Annotated in this window: 17 protein-coding genes and 3 pseudogenes; 12 read left to right on the plus strand and 8 right to left on the minus strand. The window is 56.6% G+C overall.

Annotation, left to right across the window (positions count from 1 at the left end; translation table 11 throughout):
* Positions 1-5 precede the first annotated feature (5 nt).
* Positions 6-1169, minus strand: a complete 1164-nt coding sequence (locus tag N5098_RS08340; protein WP_267637313.1) for an ABC transporter ATP-binding protein — start codon at positions 1167-1169, stop codon at positions 6-8.
* A gap of 205 nt (positions 1170-1374) precedes the next feature.
* Between N5098_RS08340 and N5098_RS08345 the strand changes: the two genes are divergently transcribed.
* Genes N5098_RS08345 through N5098_RS08360 form a run of 4 tightly spaced genes read left to right on the plus strand, consistent with a single transcriptional unit; the run spans position 1375 to position 4134 of the window.
* A complete protein-coding gene (locus N5098_RS08345) occupies positions 1375-2526 on the plus strand; it encodes a thiolase family protein (protein ID WP_267637314.1) in 1152 nt (383 codons plus the stop codon).
* Positions 2523-2936: a PhlB family protein gene (locus tag N5098_RS08350; RefSeq protein ID WP_267637316.1), complete on the plus strand. Its 414-nt coding sequence runs from the start codon at positions 2523-2525 to the stop codon at positions 2934-2936. Before N5098_RS08345 ends, N5098_RS08350 begins: the two co-directional genes overlap by 4 nt.
* Before the next feature lie 39 nt (positions 2937-2975).
* Positions 2976-3830: a shikimate kinase gene (locus tag N5098_RS08355; RefSeq protein ID WP_267637317.1), complete on the plus strand. Its 855-nt coding sequence runs from the start codon at positions 2976-2978 to the stop codon at positions 3828-3830.
* The gene (locus tag N5098_RS08360) at positions 3823-4134 is read left to right on the plus strand and encodes a chorismate mutase (protein ID WP_368408005.1); all 312 of its coding nucleotides are present in this window, start codon (positions 3823-3825) and stop codon (positions 4132-4134) included. The genes N5098_RS08355 and N5098_RS08360 overlap by 8 nt, the downstream gene beginning before the upstream one ends.
* Positions 4135-5241: 1107 nt before the next feature.
* On the opposite strand, the gene N5098_RS08365 is transcribed toward N5098_RS08360, so the two are convergent.
* On the minus strand, positions 5242-9387 hold the full coding sequence (locus tag N5098_RS08365) for an outer membrane protein assembly factor BamB family protein (RefSeq protein ID WP_267637318.1): 4146 nt from the start codon (positions 9385-9387) through the stop codon (positions 5242-5244).
* A 277-nt stretch (positions 9388-9664) separates the two neighbouring features.
* Between N5098_RS08365 and N5098_RS08370 the strand changes: the two genes are divergently transcribed.
* A complete protein-coding gene (locus tag N5098_RS08370) occupies positions 9665-13408 on the plus strand; it encodes a tetratricopeptide repeat protein (RefSeq protein ID WP_267637320.1) in 3744 nt (1247 codons plus the stop codon).
* 15 nt (positions 13409-13423) lie between these two features.
* On the opposite strand, the gene N5098_RS08375 is transcribed toward N5098_RS08370, so the two are convergent.
* Positions 13424-13600 (minus strand): hypothetical protein, encoded by a 177-nt coding sequence (locus tag N5098_RS08375; RefSeq protein ID WP_267637321.1) that lies wholly within the window; start codon positions 13598-13600, stop codon positions 13424-13426.
* 350 nt (positions 13601-13950) lie between these two features.
* Positions 13951-14763, minus strand: a complete 813-nt coding sequence (locus tag N5098_RS08380) for a DUF8130 domain-containing protein (RefSeq protein WP_267637323.1) — start codon at positions 14761-14763, stop codon at positions 13951-13953.
* A gap of 152 nt (positions 14764-14915) precedes the next feature.
* Here N5098_RS08380 and N5098_RS08385 point away from each other — a divergent pair, with 152 nt between their 5' ends.
* The 3 genes and pseudogenes from N5098_RS08385 to N5098_RS08395 form a co-directional block, all read left to right on the plus strand.
* Positions 14916-15170 carry a hypothetical protein gene (locus N5098_RS08385; protein WP_267637325.1) on the plus strand — a complete coding sequence of 85 codons (255 nt, stop codon included), beginning with the start codon at positions 14916-14918 and terminating at the stop codon, positions 15168-15170.
* A gap of 650 nt (positions 15171-15820) precedes the next feature.
* Entirely contained in the window at positions 15821-16153 is a 333-nt protein-coding gene (locus tag N5098_RS08390; RefSeq protein ID WP_267637326.1) for a hypothetical protein, read from the plus strand.
* Between the two features lie 129 nt (positions 16154-16282).
* A pseudogene (locus N5098_RS08395) lies at positions 16283-16408 on the plus strand (IS5/IS1182 family transposase); the annotation flags it as partial.
* A 401-nt stretch (positions 16409-16809) separates the two neighbouring features.
* On the opposite strand, the gene N5098_RS08405 reads toward N5098_RS08395, so the two are convergent.
* A complete protein-coding gene (locus N5098_RS08405; RefSeq protein ID WP_267637327.1) occupies positions 16810-17613 on the minus strand; it encodes a DUF6036 family nucleotidyltransferase in 804 nt (267 codons plus the stop codon).
* Complete coding sequence (locus N5098_RS08410) at positions 17610-18536, minus strand: MarR family transcriptional regulator (RefSeq protein ID WP_267637328.1); 927 nt, start codon at positions 18534-18536, stop codon at positions 17610-17612. Before N5098_RS08410 ends, N5098_RS08405 begins: the two co-directional genes overlap by 4 nt.
* Positions 18537-18674: 138 nt before the next feature.
* Between N5098_RS08410 and N5098_RS08415 the strand changes: the two genes are divergently transcribed.
* From N5098_RS08415 to N5098_RS08430, 4 genes and pseudogenes are all read left to right on the plus strand, one after another.
* Positions 18675-18998 carry a DUF6788 family protein gene (locus tag N5098_RS08415; RefSeq protein WP_267637330.1) on the plus strand — a complete coding sequence of 108 codons (324 nt, stop codon included), beginning with the start codon at positions 18675-18677 and terminating at the stop codon, positions 18996-18998.
* Between the two features lie 189 nt (positions 18999-19187).
* Positions 19188-19875: pseudogene (locus N5098_RS08420) on the plus strand (IS6 family transposase).
* A gap of 178 nt (positions 19876-20053) precedes the next feature.
* A complete protein-coding gene (locus N5098_RS08425; protein WP_267637332.1) occupies positions 20054-20809 on the plus strand; it encodes a glucose 1-dehydrogenase in 756 nt (251 codons plus the stop codon).
* Between the two features lie 380 nt (positions 20810-21189).
* Positions 21190-21558, plus strand: a pseudogene (locus N5098_RS08430) (response regulator); the annotation flags it as partial.
* Positions 21559-21901: 343 nt separating this feature from the next.
* On the opposite strand, the gene N5098_RS08435 reads toward N5098_RS08430, so the two are convergent.
* Both N5098_RS08435 and N5098_RS08440 read right to left on the minus strand, forming a co-directional pair.
* Positions 21902-22873, minus strand: a complete 972-nt coding sequence (locus tag N5098_RS08435) for a hypothetical protein (RefSeq protein WP_267637333.1) — start codon at positions 22871-22873, stop codon at positions 21902-21904.
* A 69-nt stretch (positions 22874-22942) separates the two neighbouring features.
* A complete protein-coding gene (locus N5098_RS08440) occupies positions 22943-23581 on the minus strand; it encodes an ArsR/SmtB family transcription factor (protein WP_267637334.1) in 639 nt (212 codons plus the stop codon).
* Positions 23582-23600: the final 19 nt, after the last annotated feature.

Raw genomic sequence — 23600 nt, forward strand, 5'->3', positions numbered from 1 at the left:
ACGAGTTATGTCCGCGGATACCAAGCCAGACCGTGGTCAGATTCCAGCGAAACCGAGACCTGCTGCCCGTGTTCGAACGTTTCAGCGTGGTTGTGAAGGCACCGAACGGTAGATCCACTGTGTAGCTCTACCTGATAAACGAACGTCGGTCCGTTATACTGTCGGTGAACGATACGCCCGTCAGCAGTTGCTCCCTCAGACGAACTGGCTTCGAGGTCGTCTGGCCGGACCAAGATGTCAAGATCTGCTCCATCGTAATCCTTTAGCGGTCCGTTCAGTCGCTCTGTCCGAAAGTTCCCGATCTCTGTTTCGATCATATCATCAAGCACAGTACCGGGCAAGAAGCTTGCTCGCCCGAGGAAACTCGCCACAAAGCGGGATTCTGGGTTCTCAAAGACTTCTTCAGGTTTTCCGACCTGTTCAAGATGACCGTCGTTCATAATTGCTACACGGTCCGAAATCGACAGTGCTTCCTCCTGGTCGTGCGTGACTGAGATAGCAGTCACGCCAGCTTCTTTGAGAATACGACGAACCTCTTCACGCATTTCGATTCGCAACCGAACGTCAAGATTTGAGAACGGCTCATCAAGCAAGAGGACATCTGGTTCCGGTGCAAGTGAGCGGGCCAGTGCCACACGCTGTTGTTGTCCACCGGAGAGTTGGTCGGGACTCTTATCGCTGTGGTCAGAGAGCCCAACCAGTTCGAGGAGTTCGTCAGCACGCTGTGCTTTTTTCGTTCTGTCCCAGTCCTTAATCCCGAACGTAATATTCTCTTCGACAGAAAGGTGTGGAAACAGTGCAAAATCCTGGAACACGAGGCCAACATCGCGGTCCTCTGATGGGATGAATCTGCTGTCGTCGGCGACAACTGTATCCTCAATTTGTATTGACCCTTCAGTTGGCTGTTCCAACCCCGCAATCATCCGTAGCGTAGTTGTCTTGCCACAGCCAGAGGGGCCAAGAAGTGTCACCAGTTCGCCTGCAGATACAGATAGCGACACCTCCTCGACAGCACACTCCTGTTCGTACTGTCGAGTCAATCCGTTAATCTTGAGGACAGTCTCGCCGGTCGTAGCGGCGTCGTTGACGGAGTGTGTTGGCGTGACAACATTCTCCAATCGTTCCTGGGATTCGGTTTCCGATTGCGATGTGGATGTAATTCGTGCCATAGCAACGTATTCGAGCGGAAACTGCCACGCAATCACGGGTTGGCAGCTAGCTTCTTGATATACTAATTCTTAGGCCCGCAAAAAATATCTATCGGTCCCGTGCGCTCTGAAAAATGCGCTGTCCGCATCTCAGAACGGATATGAACCCATCTGTTCGGTTCACCTGACCAAAACCTACACGGCGCTGCCCGTGGAGAGGTAAACCATGGATGTAGCAGTACTCGGTGCGTCGATGACGCCATTTGGAACACGCGAACCGTGGGTTCGTGAGTTGGCAACTGACGCCGCAATTGCCTGTCTTGACGATGCCGGAGTCGACCCCTCCGCGCTTGACCATCTCTACCTCTCGAATATGGCTAGCGGGGAGTTCGAAGGGCAGACTGGTGTGATGAACGCCGTCGCACACGATATCGGTGCCGTCCCAGCGTACACACAACGAGTCGGCCAGACATCTGCCTCGGGCGGGGCTGGCCTGTATGCCGCGTGGCAGTCAATTGCCTCCGGCGCAAGCGAACTGACGTTGCTCGTGGGTGCAGAGAAGATGACACAGCAGAGTACCGGTGAAGCAGGAGACGTTATCGCTTCGCTCACACATCCGGCAGAGTACGCCCATGGGGTTACCCTTCCATCGTTTGCGGGACTTACTGCCCGGACGTATCTCGAAAGATACGACGCACCTCGTGAGAGTCTCGCCCATGTAGCTGTCAAAAACCACCAGAACGCACGCAGGAATCCTGATGCACAGTTTCAGAAAGATCTCGATATCGAGACGGCGATGTCCAGTCCTGTCGTTGCAGAGCCGCTTCGTCTCTACGATTACTGCCCATTAACCGACGGTAGCGCGGCGTTACTGTTTTGTCCTGTCTCAGTTGCACGCGAATACACCGACGAATTCGTCGTCCTCTCTGGCGTCGGCGGTGCAACTGATACACACGTCGTACACGAACGTGACGACCCGACTTGGATGAGCGCAGTTGCTAACAGTGGACGGCAAGCATTCGAAATGGCCGGTTGCGGTCCTGCAGATATCGATGTCGCAGAGCTTCACGACATGGTGACGCTGCTCGAAATCCTCCAGCTAGAGGCATTTGGCTTCGCTGAACGTGGTGAAGGATGGCGCTTTGCAGTAAACGGAACGACAGCACTGGACGGGTCGCTCCCAGTCAATCCATCGGGCGGACTAAAAGCGCGTGGTCATCCACTTGGAGCCACTGGCGTGGCCCAGGCAGTAGAAATTTACCGGCAGCTACTCGGGAAGGTAGATGGGCGGCAGGTTGACGCAGAGCGTGGACTGACCTGTAACGTTGGCGGGTTCGGGAACTGTGTCACGAGTGCGGTACTGGAGGTGGCCGAATGACAGAACGAGCCTCGTCTACAGATAGGGATGTCGAGCACCACCAACTGCTGGCACACGGGTGTCAAAACGACCATTTCACCGTTCCCGGTCATCCGCGCTGTCCGGCTTGTGGTGAGCCACAAGAAAAGACCCTAGACCTCACCAAAAAAACAGGCATCGTTAAAACCTGGACACGCGTAGCAGCCACCCCTCCGGGAGTTCGCGAACCGAATACACTCGCAATCGTCGAGTTTGCTCTCGAGGTGGATACCGTCAGCATGCTTGGAGGTACGATTGAACAAGTCTCTCTCGGGGAACAGGTACGACCAGTGTATATCGACACGCTGCGTGATGCCGACGAGAGCGTCCGGCAGGGGGCAAACCAATCGTGGGGTGGGTTCCGATTCGAGCCGGTGTCACCCGACGAGTGAACCAGCACACGTAAATATAGCCACATGCCACCGGTACACATGGACGCACAAGCGTCAGCTCCTGGGGCAGGGACTGTGTTGAATGCGCTGGCGACCGGTGTGGGCTCCGCCTTCGCAATCGACCTGACGGTAACAGCAACTGTTTCGCTGACGGATACGACAGGCGTGACTGGTTCTATTGACGGTGTTGAAGGGGCTGATACGCACCTTATCGAACGTTGTGTCGAGATTGTTACTGAGAGGTATGGTACTGGGGAAGGTGGAACAGTCAGAACCGAAAGCGAGATTCCAATCGCGTCTGGGTTAAAATCATCCAGCGCGGCGGCCAACGCGACAGTCCTCGCTACGTTATCAGCCCTTGGCGTCGCAGACGAGGTGTCACGGACGAAAGCCGCAAAGATTGGGGTGGAAGCTGCGCGGGATGTCGGGGTCACTGTCACTGGTGCATTCGACGATGCTAGCGCGAGCATGCTCGGTGGCGTTACCGTCACAGACAATGAAACAGACACTGTGATTCACAGCGAGAACCGAGAGTGGGACGTTCTTGTCTGGACACCACCCGAACAGGCTTTTAGCAGCGAGGCATCGGTCGACCGGTGTCGACAACTCGCGCCCGTTGCAGATCTTCTTGCAGACCTTACACTCGATGGGGCATTCGAGAAAGGAATGACTCTCAACGGCTTTCTATTCTGTGCGGCTCTAGATTTCTCTCCCGAGCCGCTGATGGAGGCATTGCCGGATGCAGCGGGCGTTTCGCTTTCGGGAACTGGACCAAGCTTTACAGCAGTCGGGACGCGGGCTGAGCTAAAGCCTGTTAAGGAACGCTGGCAACAGCGACCCGGAACGACACTGCTTACAACCACTGAGACAAATGGAGCAATCATCCATGACTGAACATACAGCAACAGATGACGGCATCGACCCCGAAGAGATGACACTCGAAGAACTCCGCGAAGAAATCGAAGGTATCGACCAAGAGCTGGTCGAACTCATTGCGCGGCGGACCTACGTGGCACACACGATTGCCGAAGTAAAAGAACAAAGGGGGCTGCCGACTGTCGATGAAGGCCAAGAACAGCAGGTGATGGACCGTGCTGGCGAGAACGCTGAGCGGTTTGATGTCGATGCAAACCTCGTAAAAGCCATTTTTAGACTCCTCATCGAGTTGAACAAGGTCGAACAAAGACAAAATCGGTAAATCGCAAGACATCGCTGCGATGGTGGTTCTTCCAGAAAGTCGTTTAAATAGGGTATAAGCCAACGAAGCAGAAACGCAAAAATAGTCGCTCTGTCGAAATACTCGTCGGGTGCCCGGAATTGCGTACTAAAGACGGATCACTTATTTAGCTCTGAACTCACAGAGACAGAATCTAAATCGAGTTGGCACAGAGGGTAATAGAACTGGTTGTCAGACTCTCAGCAACCTTCCTGACTATCTAAGACCTTACTGAGAAATCGGGTTGTGCTGTACACATTCCGGCCTGTGTAGTTTTGACCGAGAGTATACCAGACTGGCACCACTCACATATTGTTGGCCCAAGCAGTTGACGCGCCTCATACCGAGATGTCGGTGGTGTCAAATAGCTCAGTTCTGTCAGTGAGCTGTGGCTCGCCTTTGTCAATATAAAGACAACACTCGGCATCACTTCTTGCTTGGCTCGGTCAATGGCGAAAACACCACCATCCAGTGTACTCCTCTTGCCGACCAAATCTTCAGACAGATGGAGTATGAGCCCGGAATCCGGGGCACGCGCCAGGGGCCTCAGCTCCCCGGCGAACTTGTCCACGGGATGTGGGAAGTCAAACTGCTGTATACGGAAACTGGTGGAGACAGGGGAGAACAACAAGGAAGATTAACCGAAGGTGGAGGTTCTCCACAGTTGGCCGAGATCGAGCGTGAGGCCTTACGCGAACTCCTCGTAGGTTACTCTGGCCCTCAGCGAGACAATCTGGAGTCCCTCGCCGACACACTAGATATTTCTGCCAATCAAGAACAGACCGATCAGAATGGGGGCGGTTCACTGTCTTCATCCTCACGCCAACCTGGTTTGACATGGGCACCCGTCAGCACTTAGGGAATAGAAGGTGTTCACCGGAAACCAGATTTAGCTCCGAGTTTCTTAGGACCGAAGAGGTCCACCCGAACCCCATTTTGCCGCGAACAACTCGTGAGCGGCAACTGGGCGCAGCGGGTTCGAGAGAGAAACGAGCGACGAGAAAAGCGACTTTCGCGTGGTTTGCAGTGAAGACAACGAGAGTGTGAACCGTGTGATCGACACGGGAGCGTTCCGTCACTCGGTCGTCGTTAGTTCAGGTCGTTATAGAGCTCTTTTCCGCTTCCGGTGATTTCGGCTTCGTGCCAGAACGTGCCACCAGCCATCGCTCGCGTTTCGATGTAGCCGTACTTAGCTTTCCCCAAGAAGAGGTCGTCGACCCACTTGCCAAGCGTGTCGAGATACCAGATGGTGCGGTCGAGTTCTTCCTCATCGAGGAACGACACCTCTTGCATCTGTTCTCGAGTGATCGCCGGCGTGTCCGGATTATGACGTGCTTCCTGGTAGAGGGGTTCGAGCACGTCCAGTATCTTGTGTTCCTCGACGACTTCCTCGCCGGTGTGATTCTCATAGAGGTGGATACCGCCCGGTCGGCTCTCGATGAGCGCGTACCGGTTTTTGTCTTCGTAGCCAACACAGCCTTTCTTCGCGAGTTGCTGGAGCGTGTGCTTGGCCAGTCCTTCGCTTGCGCCAGAAACGAGGTCGTCGACCTCACTCTGAATGTTGTTCGAGTTGAGGTGGACAAATCTGTCACTGTCGACCCACTGGTCACAGATGATACCCAGAACGACCGCTTCGAGTTCCTCATCAGTTGGTTCGTCGGGGTCCTCGACCTGCTCGAGTGCAATCTGGGTGAACTTGTCGTCGTCTTCGGTCTCGTCGTCTTCGGGCTGTGTTGCAGTTTTGCCCTCGCGGACATCCATTGACCCAACACTCGCGTCGGGCTCGATTGGGTCTGCACCTTCGGTGAGTGCCAGCAGTGGTTCGTCGTGTCCGTTTTCGACGACGAACACTGCGCCGTCAGCGATAATTGGGTTGGTCTTGACGCCCTCGTTTTCGTACTCCCAGACCATCTCTTTGGCCTCAGGGTCGATCGCCTGAATCGATCCGCCGGCATTCCCGGCAAAGAAGAGTCCGTCGGCAAAGCTGAGCGTTCGGAGTCGGTCGTCTGACTCGTACATGTAGAGTTCCTCTCCGCTTTCGATGTCGTAGCCGACGATTCCGTTCTGCGTAATGGCGTAGACGACGTCGTCAACGACGGTCGGCGAGCTGTAGTGAGAGTTCGTCGAGCGCCAGACCTGTTCGCCGGTTTCGGAGTCGAGGGCGTTCATATCGGAGTAGCCGCTGTTCATCACGAAGATGTGGTCACCCGCCGCTGCGGGTGCTGTCTCGAACTCGGCCCTGGTCGGTTCCCACTTCCACTCGTCGATCTCGTACTCGGGGTTGATCGCGTAGAACGCGTCGCCACCGTCACCGAAGTAGACCCAGCCGTCGTGAACGACTGGGGAACAGGTGACATAGCGGTGGTCTGCCTCGAAGCTCCAGTCTACCTCGCCAGTTTCGGCATCGAGTGCATACAGCATACCGTTGCCACGGCACGTGATGTAGACGAGGCCGTCGTCGATAGTCGGTTTGGCGACGAACCCAAGTGATGCTTCGTCCTCCGGTTCGAACGTCCATTCGAGTTCGCCACTCTCGGCGTCGATACCGAAGACGATGCCGTCGCGTGTTCCACCGACCACGTACCCTTCGCCCGCTGAGACATTTGTCTGCATCGGCTCGTCGAGTTCACACTCCCAGAGTACACCACCTGATTCGACATCGTAGGCACGAACACTGTCATCGTTTGTCGCGGTGAACGCTGCACCGTAGGCAATCGCAGGCGGTGCGTCGTTAATCGAGTCAGCCGTCCACGGTGGCTTTTTGGGTTCTTCTTCCGGCACACCGCCGCCCGCGTAGCCGGTCCGCGTCGCAAGGCCCTGAGACGTCGACCAGCCGTCGTCTGCAGTCTGGTCAGTCTCCATCGATGGGCCATCGTCGGCGTCTTCTTCTGGCGGTTCGTCCTCGACAGCTTCGTCTTCGAGTTCGGCGTCGCGAATATCCATCTCGCCAATCGAGGCGTCGGCCTCAATCGGGTCTGCGCCTTCGGTGAGTGCCATCAGTGGCTCATCCCAGCTATTCTCCATGACAAACACTGCGCCGTCGGCGATAACTGGATTGGTGTCGACACCCTCGTTTTCGTACTCCCAGACGAGTTCGTCTGCGTCAGGGTCAATTGCCTTGACCGAGCCTCTGGTGTTACCGGCAATCAGCAGCCCTTCGGCGAACCCGAGTGATTCGAGTTTGCCATCGGCCTCGAACGTGTAAATCTCCTCGCCGTCTTCGATGTCGTACCCGACGATACCGCTGTCGGTGGCCGCATAGACAGTGTCACCGACGACAGTCGGAGAGCCGTTGTGGAAGTTGGTGCTGCGCCAGACCTGCTCGCCGCTCTCGGCGTCGAAGGCGTGGAGATCCGTGTCAGCGTTGGCGATAATCAGGTCACCAGCCACCGCTGGTGCGGTCTCGAAGTCAGCGCGCATTTCGTGGGTCCACTCGTCAATTGCGTACTCGGGATTGACAGCGTAGAAGTCACCGCCGCCGTCGCCGAAGTACACCCAGCCGTCGTGGACGACCGGTGGGCATCTGAGATATCGTTCATTTGCTTCGAAACTCCACTCTTCGTCGCCACTTTCGGCGTCGAGTGCGTAGAGCATGCCGTTGCCACGACATGGGAGGTAGACAGTCCCGTCGTCAATGGTGGGACGTGCCATGAACGCCAGCGAGGTATCGGCTTCTGGTTCGAACGTCCACTCGGCCTCGCCAGACACGGCGTCGATGCCGAAGGCGACCCCGTCGCGGGTGCCACCGAAGACGCGTCCGTCTGCGACCGCGACGTTGGATTTTACCTTTCCATCCACGTTACACTCCCAGTGCAACTCGCCGGATTCGATGTCGTAGGCGCGCACTGACTCGTCGTCTGAGGCAGTGAAGACAGCGCCATATGCGACCGCAGGTGCAGTATCGTTGTCTGCCTCGGCTGTCCACGGTGGTTTCTTTGGCTCCTCGTGTGGAACACCGCCGCCAGCGTAGCCGGTCCGCGTCGCGAGACCCTGGGACATCGACCAGTTGTCTGTTGTTGTCTGTGTCGTCTCGGTCGACGGCCCGTCGTCGAGGTCTTCTTCTGCGGGTTCGTCCTCAATGTCGTCTTCGTTCTCGTCGTCGATAGCCATCTCGCGGATATCCATCTGGCTGACTGTTGCCGCTGGCTCGATGTCGTCAGCACCTTCGGTGAGGGCGTAAAGTGCGTCGCCGGTGGTCTTGTCGACTGCGAAGACTGCCCCGTCTGCGACGACGACCGGCGACTCAACGCGCTTGTCCGTCTCGAACTCCCAGAGGGTTTCGTCTGTCTCGGTATCGACGGCAACGATTGTCTCGTCGTACGTGGCGAAGTACAGCACGCCGTCGGCAAACGCTGGCGAAAAGTTCTTGCGGGCATCAGTCTCGTAGGTAACGATCTGCTCGCCAGTCTCTGCGTCGTAGCCGACGATACCGTCGTCGATTCCAGCGTAAACCACGTCATCGACGACTGTCGGAGAGCCGTTGTGCGTGTTTGTACTGCGCCAGACCTGCTCGCCGCTCTCGGCGTCGAAAGCGTGGAGATTCGAGTCAGAGTTGGCGAAAATGAGGCCGTTGGCTGCTGCAGGCGCAGTCTCGAACGTGCCACGCATCTCGTGGGTCCACTCGTCGATTGCGTATTCGGGATTGACTCCGAAGAAGTCGCCGTTGCCGTCGCCGAAGTACACCCAGTCGTCGTACACAACTGGTGGGCACTCTAGGTATCGGTAGTTCGCCTCGAACTCCCACTCGGTCTCGCCGGTTGCGGCGTCGAGTGCGTACATCATACCGTTGCCGCGACACGGCGTATAGACGACGCCGTCGTCGATCGTTGGCTTTGCAGTAAACGCCAGTGACGCCTCGGCCTCTGGTTCGAACGTCCACTCGATCTCGCCACTCGCCGCATCGATTGCGAAAAACTGCCCGTCGCGTGTCCCCCCGAACACACGACCGTCGGAAACAGAGACGTTCGCGTTCATCCGCCCGTCGACATCACACTCCCAGAGTGTCTCACCGGACGCGATGTCGTACGCACAGACTGATCCGTCACCAGACGCAGTGAACACTGCACCGTAGGCGACTGCCGGCGGACTCTCCCGAATTGCTGCCGCCCGCAGCGGTGGCTTTTTCGGTACCTCTCTTGGTATATCTCCGCCGGCGTAGCCTGTTCGTCGCCGATCGAACTGTGAGGTTGTCCACTCTTCGTTCTCTGCTTCCTGTCGGTGTTGTCCGTGTGACATCAACTGAACGAAAACCGTGTACCCACCTTAACTCACCGTCTGTGAACGTGTTCACCCCGTGACCACACTTGTCTGAATTATATAACGAATTAGCAGACTGATGCTGTCTAGCTGTACTCACCGAGTGGTCGCTGCTCGTCGGCAAATCGGTCCCAGATGGCGGGCAGAGAACGATTATCAGTATCACGAAGCCACCCACAGTGACTGGTAGAGCGACGTGTTGGTCGCCACGACGACAACGACGTATTTTTATCATCTTCAGGTAACTGTTCCCATCATGGAACGAGAGGAACTGGCAGTATTGGGAAACAGGCTAGAATTCGTCGAGGCACTCGAAGACGAGCCACTCCACAAGGCAGACCTCGTCGAAGAGTTTCACCACTCGCGGTCGACTGTCGACCGGGCGATCAACGAACTTGAAAACGTGGGCTTCGTCGAGCGCGTCTCGCGTGGCTACGTCACCACGCAGACCGGCCAACTCGTCGCCAAACAGTACCGCCAGTTTCTCGGCTCGTTCGACAGACAACTCGATATCGCCGACGTCGTCGACGCGGTTCCAGCGGAGTATGAACTCCCACACACACTGTTCGACGACTCGACTGTCGAGTCCATCGACGGACCGCACGAACTATTCGCGCGCGTCACGGACGTCATCGGTGCGGGCGAAACCTGTCGAATCCTGTTGCCGAAGGTGTTTGACTCCCGGCACGTCCAGGTCTGGCACTCCCAGGTGGTTCGTAGTGACCGCACCGTCGAATTGTTCACCGACGAGCTCGTACTCGACCAACTCGAGGTGGAGTGTCCCGACCTGACGAACGAGCTCGCAGACACCGACGGCTTTGAGGTATACGAGATTCCGATGCCGGCGTTCGGCATTGTTGTTCCAGTCTCACACGGGACACGCAACCAAGACCAACCAGTGTTAGTCATTACGTACGAAGACGACGGAATTGCTGGGGTTATAGAGACGAAAAGCTCGGATGCGCATGCGTGGGCGCGAGACCAGTTTCAGGAGTATCGCGACGAGTGTGAACGCGTGACCGACCGACTCTGGTCCGAAGACAGAGCAGAGACGATTGGGATCGTTTCGGGTGCAGGACTGTCGCCATCGCTCGAATCAGAGGGGTTCGAGCTGGTCGACGAGGACTTCTTCGACGAGCGTGAGCCGATTGCGCCCGAAACTGGCTGGCGTGCGGGTCTCGGACTGGCAGAAGTAGCTGATGGACAGTCAGTCGACCGGGAACTCGACGACGAAACACTCTGCGAGCACGTTTCGGAGAAGCTTACAGACGGCACCGACATCGTGGTACTGGGTCCAGCAGGTGCAGGCAAAAGCACGCTCTGCAAGCAGGTGGCCTGCGAGTGGTCCCGCGAGCGCGACGGGCACGTCATCTACCGCGAGAGCGGTCTGGGTTGCCCGTTCAGTTCCACACGGATGCTCGAAGAACACGTTCGGGAAGCCGAGGAACACGTTCTCGTGGTCGTCGAGGACGCTGTCAGGAGCGAAGCGAGCGACATCGTGACGGTGATGAACCGACTGGCCGGGCGCGACGACATCAGCTTCTTGCTGGACGCCCGGGAGGAGGAGTGGCACGACTCCGAATCGCCACTCGATGCACGCATGGACGCGTTCCGCCATAGCGCACTGGACGTGGTGTCGGTGCCGGCACTCGAGGAAAACGACGTCGAGAAGCTGATGACGACTGCGGAATCGCTGATGAACGCAACGGTAGAGATCGAGCCACCAGAGTTGCTGGCAGAGGTACGCGAGGGAAATACGGGCGACAGTGGGGCGATGTTGCTACTGATACACCGCCTGGCTCGACTCGCAGACCCATTGGACGACAATGGCGGTGCGACGGCGCTCGACGACGACGTCGACAGGGTTCGGGCAGACCTCAAGTCAATCGGCGAGACGGCACTGGACGTTGGCTTGCTTGCGAACACGCTGAACGCGGCCAGCATCGAACTCCATCCGGAACTGCTGTACGCCGTCGCACTCCCCGAGACTGACGGCTCGGTTGCACAGGTCTCGGACGCGCTCGACCGACTCGACGGGCACGTGCTGCTTTCCCGTCAAGGCGACCCATTCTGTCACGGTCCCCACGAGTCGTGGTCGGTTCGCTTTCTGGAACGATACGCCGAGAGGGCAGAGACTGAGCGGGCCAAGCAGCGGTTCGAACAGTGTCTTCAGGCCGTCTTTTCGCTGGCCGACAGACCACAGCGGTGTGACAGACTCGTCGGAATTGTCGACGGAGAGACGCCCGCGTTGGACCGGATCGCAGCGGACCGTCGGAAATGGGCTGAAGACATCGCCACCGGACTTTTCAGACTTGGCACGACCAACGCGAGGGTCGCACCACTGTTTGCACCGAGCGAAGAGTCGACGCTGTCGCTGCCCCGTGTCTGTTCGACCGAAACCCGGGCCGAGTGTTTGTTACAGCACGGTGAGATGTACGCGGAAGCAGGCGACTACGAGGCCGCGAGCGCGGAGTTTCGTCGGCTCGAATCCCTCGGGAGCGATGCATCGCTGCCCGGCTATCGTGGAGAGGCTCTCAGACGACTCGGGAGTCTGGCTGGTCGACAGGGTGACTTCGAGCAGGCCGACTCGTATTTCCAGCGGAGTCTTGCAATCGTCGAACGGACCGACGAGAAAAAACAGGAGGCAGACTGCCTCAACGGTCTCGGACTGAGCGCCGTGAAACAGCGCGACCTCGACAGAGCACGCGGGCTACAGGAACAGAGCCTCGAACTGTACCGAGAACTGGACGATCCACACGGAGAGGCGAAAGCACTACACAATCTGGGTGTTCTCGAAAGGAGCGAAGGCAACCACGACCAGGCGGGCAAGTACTACGAGCAGAGCCTCTCGCTCGTCCGCGAAACCGGAGACAGGAAAGGCGAAGCACAGACGCTCCACAATCTGGCGGAGATCGCGATAACCCAGGGTCAGTACGACCAGTCCCGAGAGTATCGAAAGAAAAGTCTCGACATCTTTCAGGAAATCGGTAATCCGGAGGGAATCATGAATAGCCTGAACGGACTGGGGTCAATCGCATACCATCGCTCCCGGTACGACGAGGCGCGCGAGTACTACGAACGAAGTAGAGATATCGCAGCAGAAATTGGCCAAAAACCGCTAGAGGCAACGTCATTGAACAATATCGGACTCATCGAGTACCAGCGCGGTGAATACGAACACGCACGACAGTACTTCGAGCGGAGTCTCGAAATCAGGCGGACACTCGAGCAGCAGTCAGACGAAGCCAGTACGCTGAACAACCTCGGCAGTCTCGCCCGGAAGCGTGGCGCGTACGATCGGACCGAAAACCACCACGAGCAGGCACTCGACATTACACGGGAGATCGACGACCGCCACCGGGAAGCTGAGAGTCTCGCCAACCTCGGAACAATCGCCAGGATCCGCGGTGAGTTCGAGCGAGCTAGAGACGCGCTGACCGAGGCGCTCGACATCGCGCGTGACGTCGGGGTTCTCGAACCGTGGGTGAGCAGCCGTCGCGAGCTCGGCGCAGTCTCACGGGAAACGGGAGACCACGAACGGGCGGCCGAGTACCTCGACGAGGCGCTCGACGCCTGCACCGACGACGCAGACCAGGTGCAACGGGTACGGATCCACCTCGAACGGGCCCGTCTCGAACTGGCGAGAGACGAGCCCCGGTCGGCACAGCCTGTACTTGACCAGGCACAGGACAGACTTGCCCGGATAACAGCACCACACGACGCCGCACGTGCGGCGGTGATCGAAGGGCGAATCGCTACCGCCACCGGTTCTCCCGGACGGGCCCGCGAACACTGGCAGGAAGCACTCACGACCTTCGAAGACGTCGGTGCACCGCAGGACGTGCTCGGGACGCTCGGGTTGCTCGTCGAGGTGTGTCGCGAGTTGGGCGACGACGAGCGGGTAACGCAGTTTCTCGAACGGGGTCAGCGAACACTGGAAACTGCGCCGGAACCGGTCCAGCGCCGCGACTGGTTCGATCGGGGGCCACCGGAGCAGTAGCGGTCTGACGCGGGGCTATTCTCGCGGAACGAGACAGCGTAGCGTCCGTTCCTCGTCGACGAATGCCAGCATGTTCGACCCTACGGCAGGGGCATGGGCGTAGCCAGCAGTTGAAGCGCTGTATTCCCACTGCTTTGACCCATCTGTGGTGACGAGTGCCCGTGATTGGGCCCGCGGTATTATAGTTCTCACTCTATTCGAACGATGGGGAGCTTCAACCCAACGAGGTTCGTCTGAATCCATGTCCGATTGACGGGACACATACCCGCTAACACACGGATGGAGTACGGCACTTCCGTTGATCGCCAATATCTCGGTCCTCTCCGGTAGGTCGACGGAACTGGCTACATATACTGTTTCTCCTCAGCATGATCTCCCCAGAAGCCGTTTGGATCACTCATCTTGTATCCGCTTGCTCTCTGAACCACTTCCTCAATCAAACGAAACACCTGCAGCCTCCAGCGGACTCATGCAGCAGTCGTCTACCGTCGAGTTTCGGCCATCACCCCTTCCGTTGGACTGAGCGGTTCGCTTTATTGTGATTAGTCGATTTCTATCGTGAGGTCGGCGGTAACTATTTCGTGGCCCTGTTCAACTGATACCCTGAACGATTTATCGGCCCTAAACACACCAGATCCGACACTATCTCGCTCAGCTTGAATTTCGTATTTCTCGCTGATGGATGCTCCGCTGTCGAGGGTCACAGCGACTGCGATATCGTTTGCACCGACGACGTCCCCGTCATGGGTTTGGACATGGCCACTCTCCGCATATGCATCCGCCCACAACAGGAGTTCATCGGCATACAGCGTCCCAAACGGACGCGGTGGCCCGGTGGACCATCGGAGTGGTTCCTCGCTCGTGTTTTCAGCCCGGAGTTCGAAGACAGCTGGATCATCTGGTGTCGCGGTATCGTCGAGGAGGTCAACAGTAATCGACAGTCGTGGGGGCGTATCAAGATCAATTTCGCGCAACTCGAAACCCACGTACTGCCATGAGTCGTTGGTTTCTCCATAATCAACGAGGTCGTACTGGTTCAGAACTCGGCGGGTTCCATCAGGCAGCGTATCCGCTCCATAGGAATCTTCTCGGGCGGACTCAAAGACAGACTGGAGTTCCGGCGAGAGTTCCTCCAGCTTGAGAATCCTATCATTTTGATTGACATCGTTGGTGTCGACCCATCGGGTTGGTTCGAGTGTGTATGGATGATTGGGATACGTTCGCTCGGAATCCACCCTAGCTGACATTATATCATACGACGAATTGCCCAACAGCGGCCCCTCTTGGGTGAGGCATCCACTGCAGATGAGTGTCACCCCGCCGACACCCGCTGCGAGAAACTCCCGACGTTCCATAATAATTGGCCACGGCGGAGACAAATAAATACTTTCGTGAGGGTTAAAACTGTATTATTCACCTTCCTCCAGTCCTGGGACGACGTCGCTGACGCACTGTCGGCGCGTGGCCTTGATCGTGGCCATATCTTCCACCTGCCGGAGCCCGACCAATGAGGTGTTGGGTGGAGGCCCGCCAGCGAACCCGAAAGTGCGCCGATTCGTTACGTGGCCATGCTGTCGTCGAGGCCGTCGACGTGCTCCCGCCTGCGAAAGACCCCACCGACCGGTGGACAGTCGAGGTTGTGTTGCGTGAAGGTACTGGTGGGGTGCCCCACCAAGTGCTGGACACATTCGGAAGCTACCAGTTGACTCTTCGCGACGTCTCGCCACAGGGACCGTACTGGGTGGCTGTAGGGACCGCATAGGCATACGCGTCAGAATTTTCGCCGGTGGGATAAAGCGAAGAGGGCCAGGCTTCCGGGTTTCCGGATAGCGAGGTTTGCCTTCGAGAAACTCGGAGGGAAACAGTGTAGTGAGCCGACGCATGATTCTCGTTGAGGAGCGAGGGTTGTGCACAGACTTCTCCACCTCACTCCTTCCGAAAAGTAGCCTCGATAAGCCGCTGCTGTCACGCGGTTCCTCTCCTAACTAAAGACGGATGAGGAGACTTGTTTGAATATACGAAAATAATTAGTATTTCAGGAATAAAATACGGAACTATGAACCGACGTTCCCTACTAACCGTATGTGGTGCCGGCCTACTGGGTTCCGTTGCTGGTTGCATATCATTATTTGACGGATCGGGTATCGATCCAGAAAAATCAAACTTTACCAAACAAGAGGGCTGGCACTTGGCAGTGATACAAAACAACCGGTCAAGGCCAGTTGAGGTTACGATAACTACAACCGGCGACCAATCGGACATTGACTATTCGAATACGCTGAGCCTAGAAGCAGAGGAGTCCAGACAAATCACTGACTTATTCACACATGGAGCTGATGCGCACGTTCTCCGCGTAGTAACTAAGGATCATGAACTAGAAAAAACGATTCGGTCGGTCGAGAAGGGAAGTCCGTGTTTGAGATACATACAGACCGAATAAACTACCGGAAGGAGCTCCGGAGAGCTGCTGATATCACACTCTCGAATCATCTTGAGACACAGGCAACATTCAAAATCACAATTGACCCTGCGTCATCAAGTGAACCACCAGTATATGACCGGATACAACTTCCAGCGGGAGATTTTGTCGGATTTACTGACATTTTTACTATCGGAAATGAGTATGAAGTTGAGGTTGAGGCTAATGGGACGACCAAGTCAGAGAATCACTTGGCTTCGTCTACCAATAGTATCACAATTACGTTAAATCAGGATGGGATGAAAATAGGGGAATCCGAGAACTAGCTCGGCTGTTGGAGCTGCGTGAGCATACACGTCAGAATTTTCTCCGATGATAGGCTCTGGTGAATCACTAGACGGCGCTGGAACGAACCGTCAGAACGTGGAGAATGAAGCGGGAAATCGTGGATGTCCATGTCCAAAATCTCCCGCTTCACGCAGAGAGTGGTGACATTAGCAAAAAATGCTGTTGGTGGCCGAGGCGAAGCGGCCGCCCCCGAAAGGGGTGGCGGATTCGTCTCCATCGCCAGTAACTCTTTGAGAAATCGGGACAATCTCTCCAGTGAAGCGGGAGATTTGCGTCATGGACAACTGAAGTCTCCCGCTTCAGCTCCTTCGATTTAGCGAACGATCCTGCTACCGTCTAGTGATTCAACAGAGCCCTTTGAGACTACTGTTTGATCACAGAGAGATTGTATTGCCAACTAAAACACGCATGAATTGATACGAAACAGTGAAAACATTCCGTCGTCGATATGTGGGATATGAATGTGCAGTCGGTAAGACCGCAGGAAATGTACTTGGTGGGTTAATTTGGTAGACGAATCGGCTCTATGACTGGTATTTAGTTACATACACTAATATGAATAAAATAACTGTATTGGAAACAACTGATATAGACACTTCCGCAGCTTTCAACAGATACAGGATGCTATTTTCATCTACTCTACTGGTTTTACTGTATTACCATTTTGACGTACTCGGTCGAACTTCTGGTGATACTCGATCCGTTCGCCAACGTCAGCGACATCCAGATATAATTCGACGGCCATTTCGTCGATCGTCATCGGCTCATCGAGTGCCTGAAGCACTTCGAGCCCCCGGTAGTACCTGTTCGTGAGCTCCTGAACGCGGTCCTCAATCGGTGTGGTCACCCCGTACCGTTCCTCGAGTTCGACCAGGGCCTCGTTCGCGAACGTGGCGAACTGATCGTCCCCCAGACGTTCGATCTGGGCTTCGAGTTCATCTCGGACGACGTCGTAATCGAGGCCAGTCTGTACGAGCATATTCATGTCCTCGATGTCGTCGTCACGGCCCGCAATCGCCTTGAACAGGAAGATATCCTCGTTGCTGACCAGCCGGACCGTCAGTCGATCCGTGTCGAGGAACGGCTCGCTGCGCTCTTGCATGCCGTCGGTGAGCACGAGCTTGTTCGCGACCTGCTGGTTGAAGATGTCGAAGCGACACCCATCGTGGTTCTCGACACAACTCGTCGCCCCCAGCGCCCGATAACCTGGATCCAGCGACTGGACCTCCGCATACCCGAGGTCCATCAAGACGGCCCACAGCTGACCGTACGCGTCGCCATTCGGGACGACCAAGTCGATATCTTTCGTCGCCCCCTTGAGGTCGCGCAGCGACATCGCACCACCACCAATCAGGTATACCGTGAGCGGTTCAGATAGCCCGCCCCCGATTCGCTGGAATTCGTTCTCGATGTACTCACGTCCGAATGTTGGTCTCATTGTGGTAGTGGCACCTCGTAGTCAGCCGCCAGCTCCTCGAACTCGTCCCACTCTGGGAGCCGGTCGTCATCAACCTCGCCGCCCGTCTCGAGGTAGCGGAGCAAGGCGTCGATTTCGTCTTCGAGGCCATACTTCGCCGCCTGCTCTCGGAGGTCCGCCTCGTCGACGTCGACGTGGCTGAGTAGGAGGAGACAGTACGAGCGGTGGCGGCTTCCGTCGTCGATCAACAGCGTGTGACAACACAGCTCCGCCGGCGAGACGGCGTCGATCTCCTCGGAGTAGATGTAGTATCGATGGCCGGTGAGCAGGAACTGGAGGTCGAAGGCCGCGAATTGAGCGAGGCCAGTTTCGTGGAACGTCTCCGCGTCGATCTCCGTCTCGGTCTGAGCGAGGAATTCGTCGTAGTCTTCCCAGAGAATCGTGCCCTTCGGGGCGACGGCTTCGAGGCGGTGACGATGTAGATGATGTGCGAGTTCACGTGCGAACTTGTGGAGGCGGTCGAAATCGGCGTTGAAGTCATAGCAGCCGTCGGCCGTCCGGACGAGACCACGGTCACGAAACCGCTTGAGGACGCGGCTGACCGTGTTGCGGTAGTTGTCGCTCCGGGCGGCGATCTCGGAGACGGTTCGGGGCTTGTCGAGGTAGTACAGCACCTCGAGTGCTTTTCCGGTCAGCAGCCCGGGGAACTCGATGTGGGAGTGCTGGCGGACGAGGTCCCGATAGAGTTCGACGGCGCGAGCATCCGATGGGACGGCTCGTTTTCGACGGCCATCGCGTTCCGTGTAGACGAGCCCCTTCTCGACGAGGTCACCGACGGCACGAGAGAGATAGCTCTCGCTGTGGTCGAGCTTCGTCGCGAGTTCGGAGATCGTGTCGCCGCGGTCGACCGTTGCGAGGACTTCGAGTTCGATGCGCCGGAGCACAGTGTAACTCAGTACGAAACTACTGTATAAATAAGTTTCGAGTAATGTTACAGCTAGCAGGTGCGAGAACCGTCTCCACCGACTTAACCAACAAAGCTATGGACTCGTGGGTCGTGTTGGTTAACACGAGAGTAGCCGATGTCCTACGAACCCCCGACCCCACCGGCGAACCTCCCGACGGAGATCGTCAACAGGCTCAACGAGTCAGACCCGGAGCAGCTCCGAGAAGTTGCGACGTACGCTGAGGCGCTCGCCGAGCATAAGGAACGAGAGGCCCGTCTCGAGAAGTCACCAGATCAAGAAGAGGTCGAAGAGCGACCAGATGATCTTCCGGACGACGTCCCTGCCAAAGCGACAATCACGATCAAGGAGATCAACGACAATCGCTACTACTACTGGCAGTGGCGGGAGGGAGAGAAGATTCGTTCTCAGTACAAGGGCCCGGCCGACCCGGACGAGTAAAACTCGATGAGGGAGGACACCCACCCCCGCGTTTCCGTCGTTTCTCCACGACGGCGTAGGGAGAGGCTACGATTAGTAGTAGGCAGTTACTAATTCTGTTGACCTAGAACCAATCTAGGGATGAACCAACTTCTGGGGCGGTGTTCAGATAAGGATGGAAGAGTGAGACGTAGCGTTTTCTGAGTTATCATGCCCGAAAACGCTCGCCTCAGCGGTAGTATCGACCAGATCGACTTAGAGTTTATTGAACACGAAGCGACACCGCGATTGCTGATGAAACTCAGTATTCAATTACATCTTGCTGGACTATAGCTTTCGAATACTGTTTCTGTTCTTGAAATATTTGGTGTCGAACGTGCCCGCTCTACCGTTCACAACTGGGTTCACAAGGCAGATCTACAGCCCGAAGACGGACAAAATCCGGATCACATTGCGGTTGACGAGACTGTGATCCGACTCAATGACGAGCAGTACTAGCTGTACGCTGCTGTCGATCCTCAAACGAACGAATTACTCCATACAAAGCTTGAGCCAACAACAAATAAGGTAATTGCTCAGGGATTCTTCGCTGAACTCCGCGAGAAACATGACGTTGACGACGTCCCGAGAACTGCTCGCAGTTCTCGTGGGCTCGCAAGATGCGTCTTGCGAACGCTGTGTTTCTCATCGATGGATCGCACTCGCTACGAGCTGCGTGTTCGAAACATGGCCACGATTTCAGATATGAGCGCCATGGAAATCGGAACAGCGTCGAACGTATATTTAGAGAGTAAAAAGACGTACCTCTTCGTTTTCAAACTGTTTCAGCAATGCAGAACAAGATACTGCCAACGATTGGCTCAGAGCATTCAGCTTCGCATGGAATCAGCTAATCTGAACACTGCCAACAGCTGCGTGCCAATCTATAATAGTGTGGTATACGGACGGCACACAACGCAGTGACATCCTCCGCGCCGTGAACGGCGCGGTACAAGCCAGCTACCGCAGGGATAAACATATGCGGGTGGAATGTGAGTGACTAACATGTCACGTCTAACGGCGTGGCGGTTGATATCATGAACGGAATACAAGACGGAGTTGCGGTCGTCACTGGTGGTGGATCTGGAATCGGCCGACAGTCGTCGCTGCGGTTTGCCGAGGCGGGAGCGAACGTCGTTGTTGCTGATGTGGATAAAGAAGGCGGCCACAGGACAGTCGATTTGATCGAGAGTAACGGCGGCGAAGCGACGTTTGTCAAGACAGATGTCACTGACTCAGAGGAAGTCGCCGCGATGGTACAGACAGCAGTTGACGAGTATGGTGGGCTAGACTTCGCACACAACAACGCCGGCATCGCCGAAGAGGGCGCCCGCCTCGCGGAGTACGACGAGGCGGAGTGGGATCAGATGATCGACGTAAATTTGAAGGGAGTCTGGCGGTGTCTGAAAGCTGAAATACCGGAGATGATCGAACGGGGAGGGGGAGCAATCGTCAATACCTCCTCAGTCGCCGGTGTGAGCGCGAACGGGAGCGCACACTACGCTGCCAGTAAACACGGTGTAATCGGGCTGACTCGACGGGCGACGGTCGACTATGCTGACGATGGAATCCGCTTCAACGCAGTCTGTCCGGGTGTTATCGACACGCCAATGGTCCAGCAGGCGGGGGAAGACAACACTGAGGAGTTAGAGCGTATCACTGCAGGGATCCCTGCGGGACGGCTCGGTGAGCCAGAAGAAATTGCCGACACCGTCGTCTGGCTCTGTTCAGAAGACGCCTCGTACGTAATGGGACAACCAATCATCATCGACGGTGGATTGCTGGTGCAGTAAACTACCCTACCCTACTTCGCCCGGAGGCAATGGCCCCGCTCGCTCGTTGAGGGTAGGGCCTCTGCCTCGAGTTAGGCTGAACCGCCTCGGACAGTAGCCCCGAGCAGTTCACGTCACCATACCTTCCTCCAGACGGTCACTCTTTACTAACCGCTACGTAGTCGAGATACAACCTCTTGCGCGGGCAGCCTCAGCGTGAGTCTATCGGTAAGCCCTAGAATGTACTGGGTTTATTCGTGTTCACTTAGGAGACAAACCGCGTGACAGTAGCGGCTTATCGGGGCTACTCTTCGGAAGGAATACGCAGGTGTCGAATGTGCACAGCGATACCTCCTCTTAGAAGGCCGATGAAACATACAGAGTGGATCCATCACTAGCTACTGACATTTCTCGAACGCGAGAACGAACAACTCACTGTCGAGACAGCAATCAGTGCCAACAAAGCACTGGAACGGATCGACGACTCTCCCCCCGATTGCATCGTTTCGGACTACAATATGCCCGGTATAGATGGCCTCGAATTCTTGCAGGCCGTCCGGGAGAGGTATCCTGACCTCCCGTTTATTCTTTTCACCGGTGAGGGCAGCGAAACAGTCGCAAGTGACGCCATTGCTGCTGGTGTGACCGATTATCTCCAGAAGGGGAGCGGTACCGAACAGTACGAACTCTTGGCCAACCGGATCCGCAACGCCGTTCGGGCCCGTCGCGAGGACGAGCGGGCAGACAGACAGGAACAACTGATGCGGTTGACAGAATTTGCAGGCGACACCGACGGGTTCGAACTGGACAGAGAGATCAACACCATCCTGCTGACCGCTGGCACCCGGCGAATCATCGGCCGTCCCGAGATGTTCGAAATCACTCTGCAGGAGGCGCTTGAGTCGTGCGGGAACGAAGGTCCCGCTGACCTGAACGGGCGCTTCGCGCCCGTGAGCAGAAACCGACATGGTCCGACACAACCGGCACACTGCGGCCACCCGACTCTCGAATGCTTGAGAACCGTCAACTTTACATCTGAAATATATACCATCCGCTGACGAGTTCGGTTGCTCTCGTCACAACGAGGATGAGGTTTCAGTCTCGAAGCGAGCCCTATTCCGAATCGTCCGACGTCCCGTTCTCGACATCCGTCCCGCACGCCATCCTCGTCGAGACCGTCGACATCGTCAGCGCGCCCTCATCGTCGATTTCGGCGCGGGTTGAGGACTCGTTACAGTCGAAGTCTTCGGAAGCAATCTGTGCGGTCTCGACCGAGTCAGTTTCGAGGACCTCAACTTCCATGTCGTACGTGTCGCTCTCAGTGAGTGTGAGGAGGACGGTTCCGTTAGGTGCTATCGTGTAGAGGCCATCGAATCGCGGTGTGGTGGCTTGGTCGAGGAGAACTCGGGCCGTCCACGACTGGTTCGACGGATTGTGAACGAGCACGTTATGCACTTCGGCCCCCGTATCCTGTGGAACCGGTTCGTCGCCGAGCGTGTGCGAGACTGACTCATCGGCGTCAACCGTGGCCGTGACGACACCCGGGCAGGCCATCTTGGTCGAGACTGCCGCCGAATCGACCGAACCGTCAGCCTGTACGCTCATCGTCGTGCGGACCACGTTACAGGTGAACTGTGCGGGATCGATTGTGACCGTTTCAGTCGTTTCTGTAGCGGCAACGGTCACCTCGGCGTCGTAGGTATCGAGATCCGTCAGCGACACGTCGACGGTCGCGTCTACTGTGAGTTCGAATCGCTCGTCGAGTACGGTGCTTTCCGCCCGCTGAATGGTGAGCGTAACCGTCTGTGTCTGCTCCGACTGGTTACTGAGAGCGACGTGGTGTGGTTTACGAAGGCCACTCTCGTCAAGTGACCCCGATCCAAGGGTCCGTTTCGCGGTTTCACCACTCTTGAGTCTGGTACTCTCCGGCGTCGTGTTGGTTTCCGTTGTCGGTTGGTCACGCGTCGGCGTAGAATCTTCCATGTCCGGCTCTGAGGAACCGGTCGAACTTGCCTGGGAGAGACAACCCGTTACTGCGGTCGTTATGCCGATACTAGCTGTCGTCAGGAATTCTCGTCGTTCCATACAACTTCGTTATAGTGGGGGATGTATTGCCCTATGCTAGGTTCAAAGGCGCCTTTGAGTTTGCTGTGGTTACACTGTTCGTTGGAATTCTCGCGTCGGTCGGTACGCTCGCCAGTACCAGGCCACGAACAGACAGAGAACCGAAAGCAGTCCGAGCCCGAGGATGAGTCCACCCGGACCGGTTCCGAATGAGACGAGTGACTCCCAGAGGGTCGGCTCCGGTTGGTTCATGGGGGTACGAGCCGCTCGAGCAGGTGGCTGGGTAGCGGTCCATCGTGAGTGAACGAGTACACTCATGAGCCCGATGACTCCGACTGCTCCGAACACTCGACGCAATGCAGTCGTCAATGATGGTGTCGCCCGCTCGGCCCCGGCGTACAAGACGAGTGTACTGTTCGTCGGGGCGTACACGTCCATCTCGCGCCCCTGTTTGGAGTACCACGTCTCGACGACTTCGACCAGTTCCACGTCCACGAGCCGATCGAGATGATAACTGACGTTTTGTACTGACGAATCGAGCTCGGCCGCGATGTCGGAGGCTGTCTGCGGTTCGTCGTAGAGTATTCCAAGGATACGACGTGCGGTCGTCGACGAGATAGCGGAGAGAATCCGGTCGGAGTCGGCGTCCTCTAACCCAACGAGTTTCGGTTCGAGGTCGGCCTCCGCAGGACCTTCGACCGAGGGCTTGAGTGGCAGCAGTGAGGTCATTGTGTGGCGTTTGGGACAG

This window comes from Halovenus rubra, assembly GCF_026586665.1.
GTDB lineage: Archaea > Halobacteriota > Halobacteria > Halobacteriales > Haloarculaceae > Halovenus > Halovenus rubra.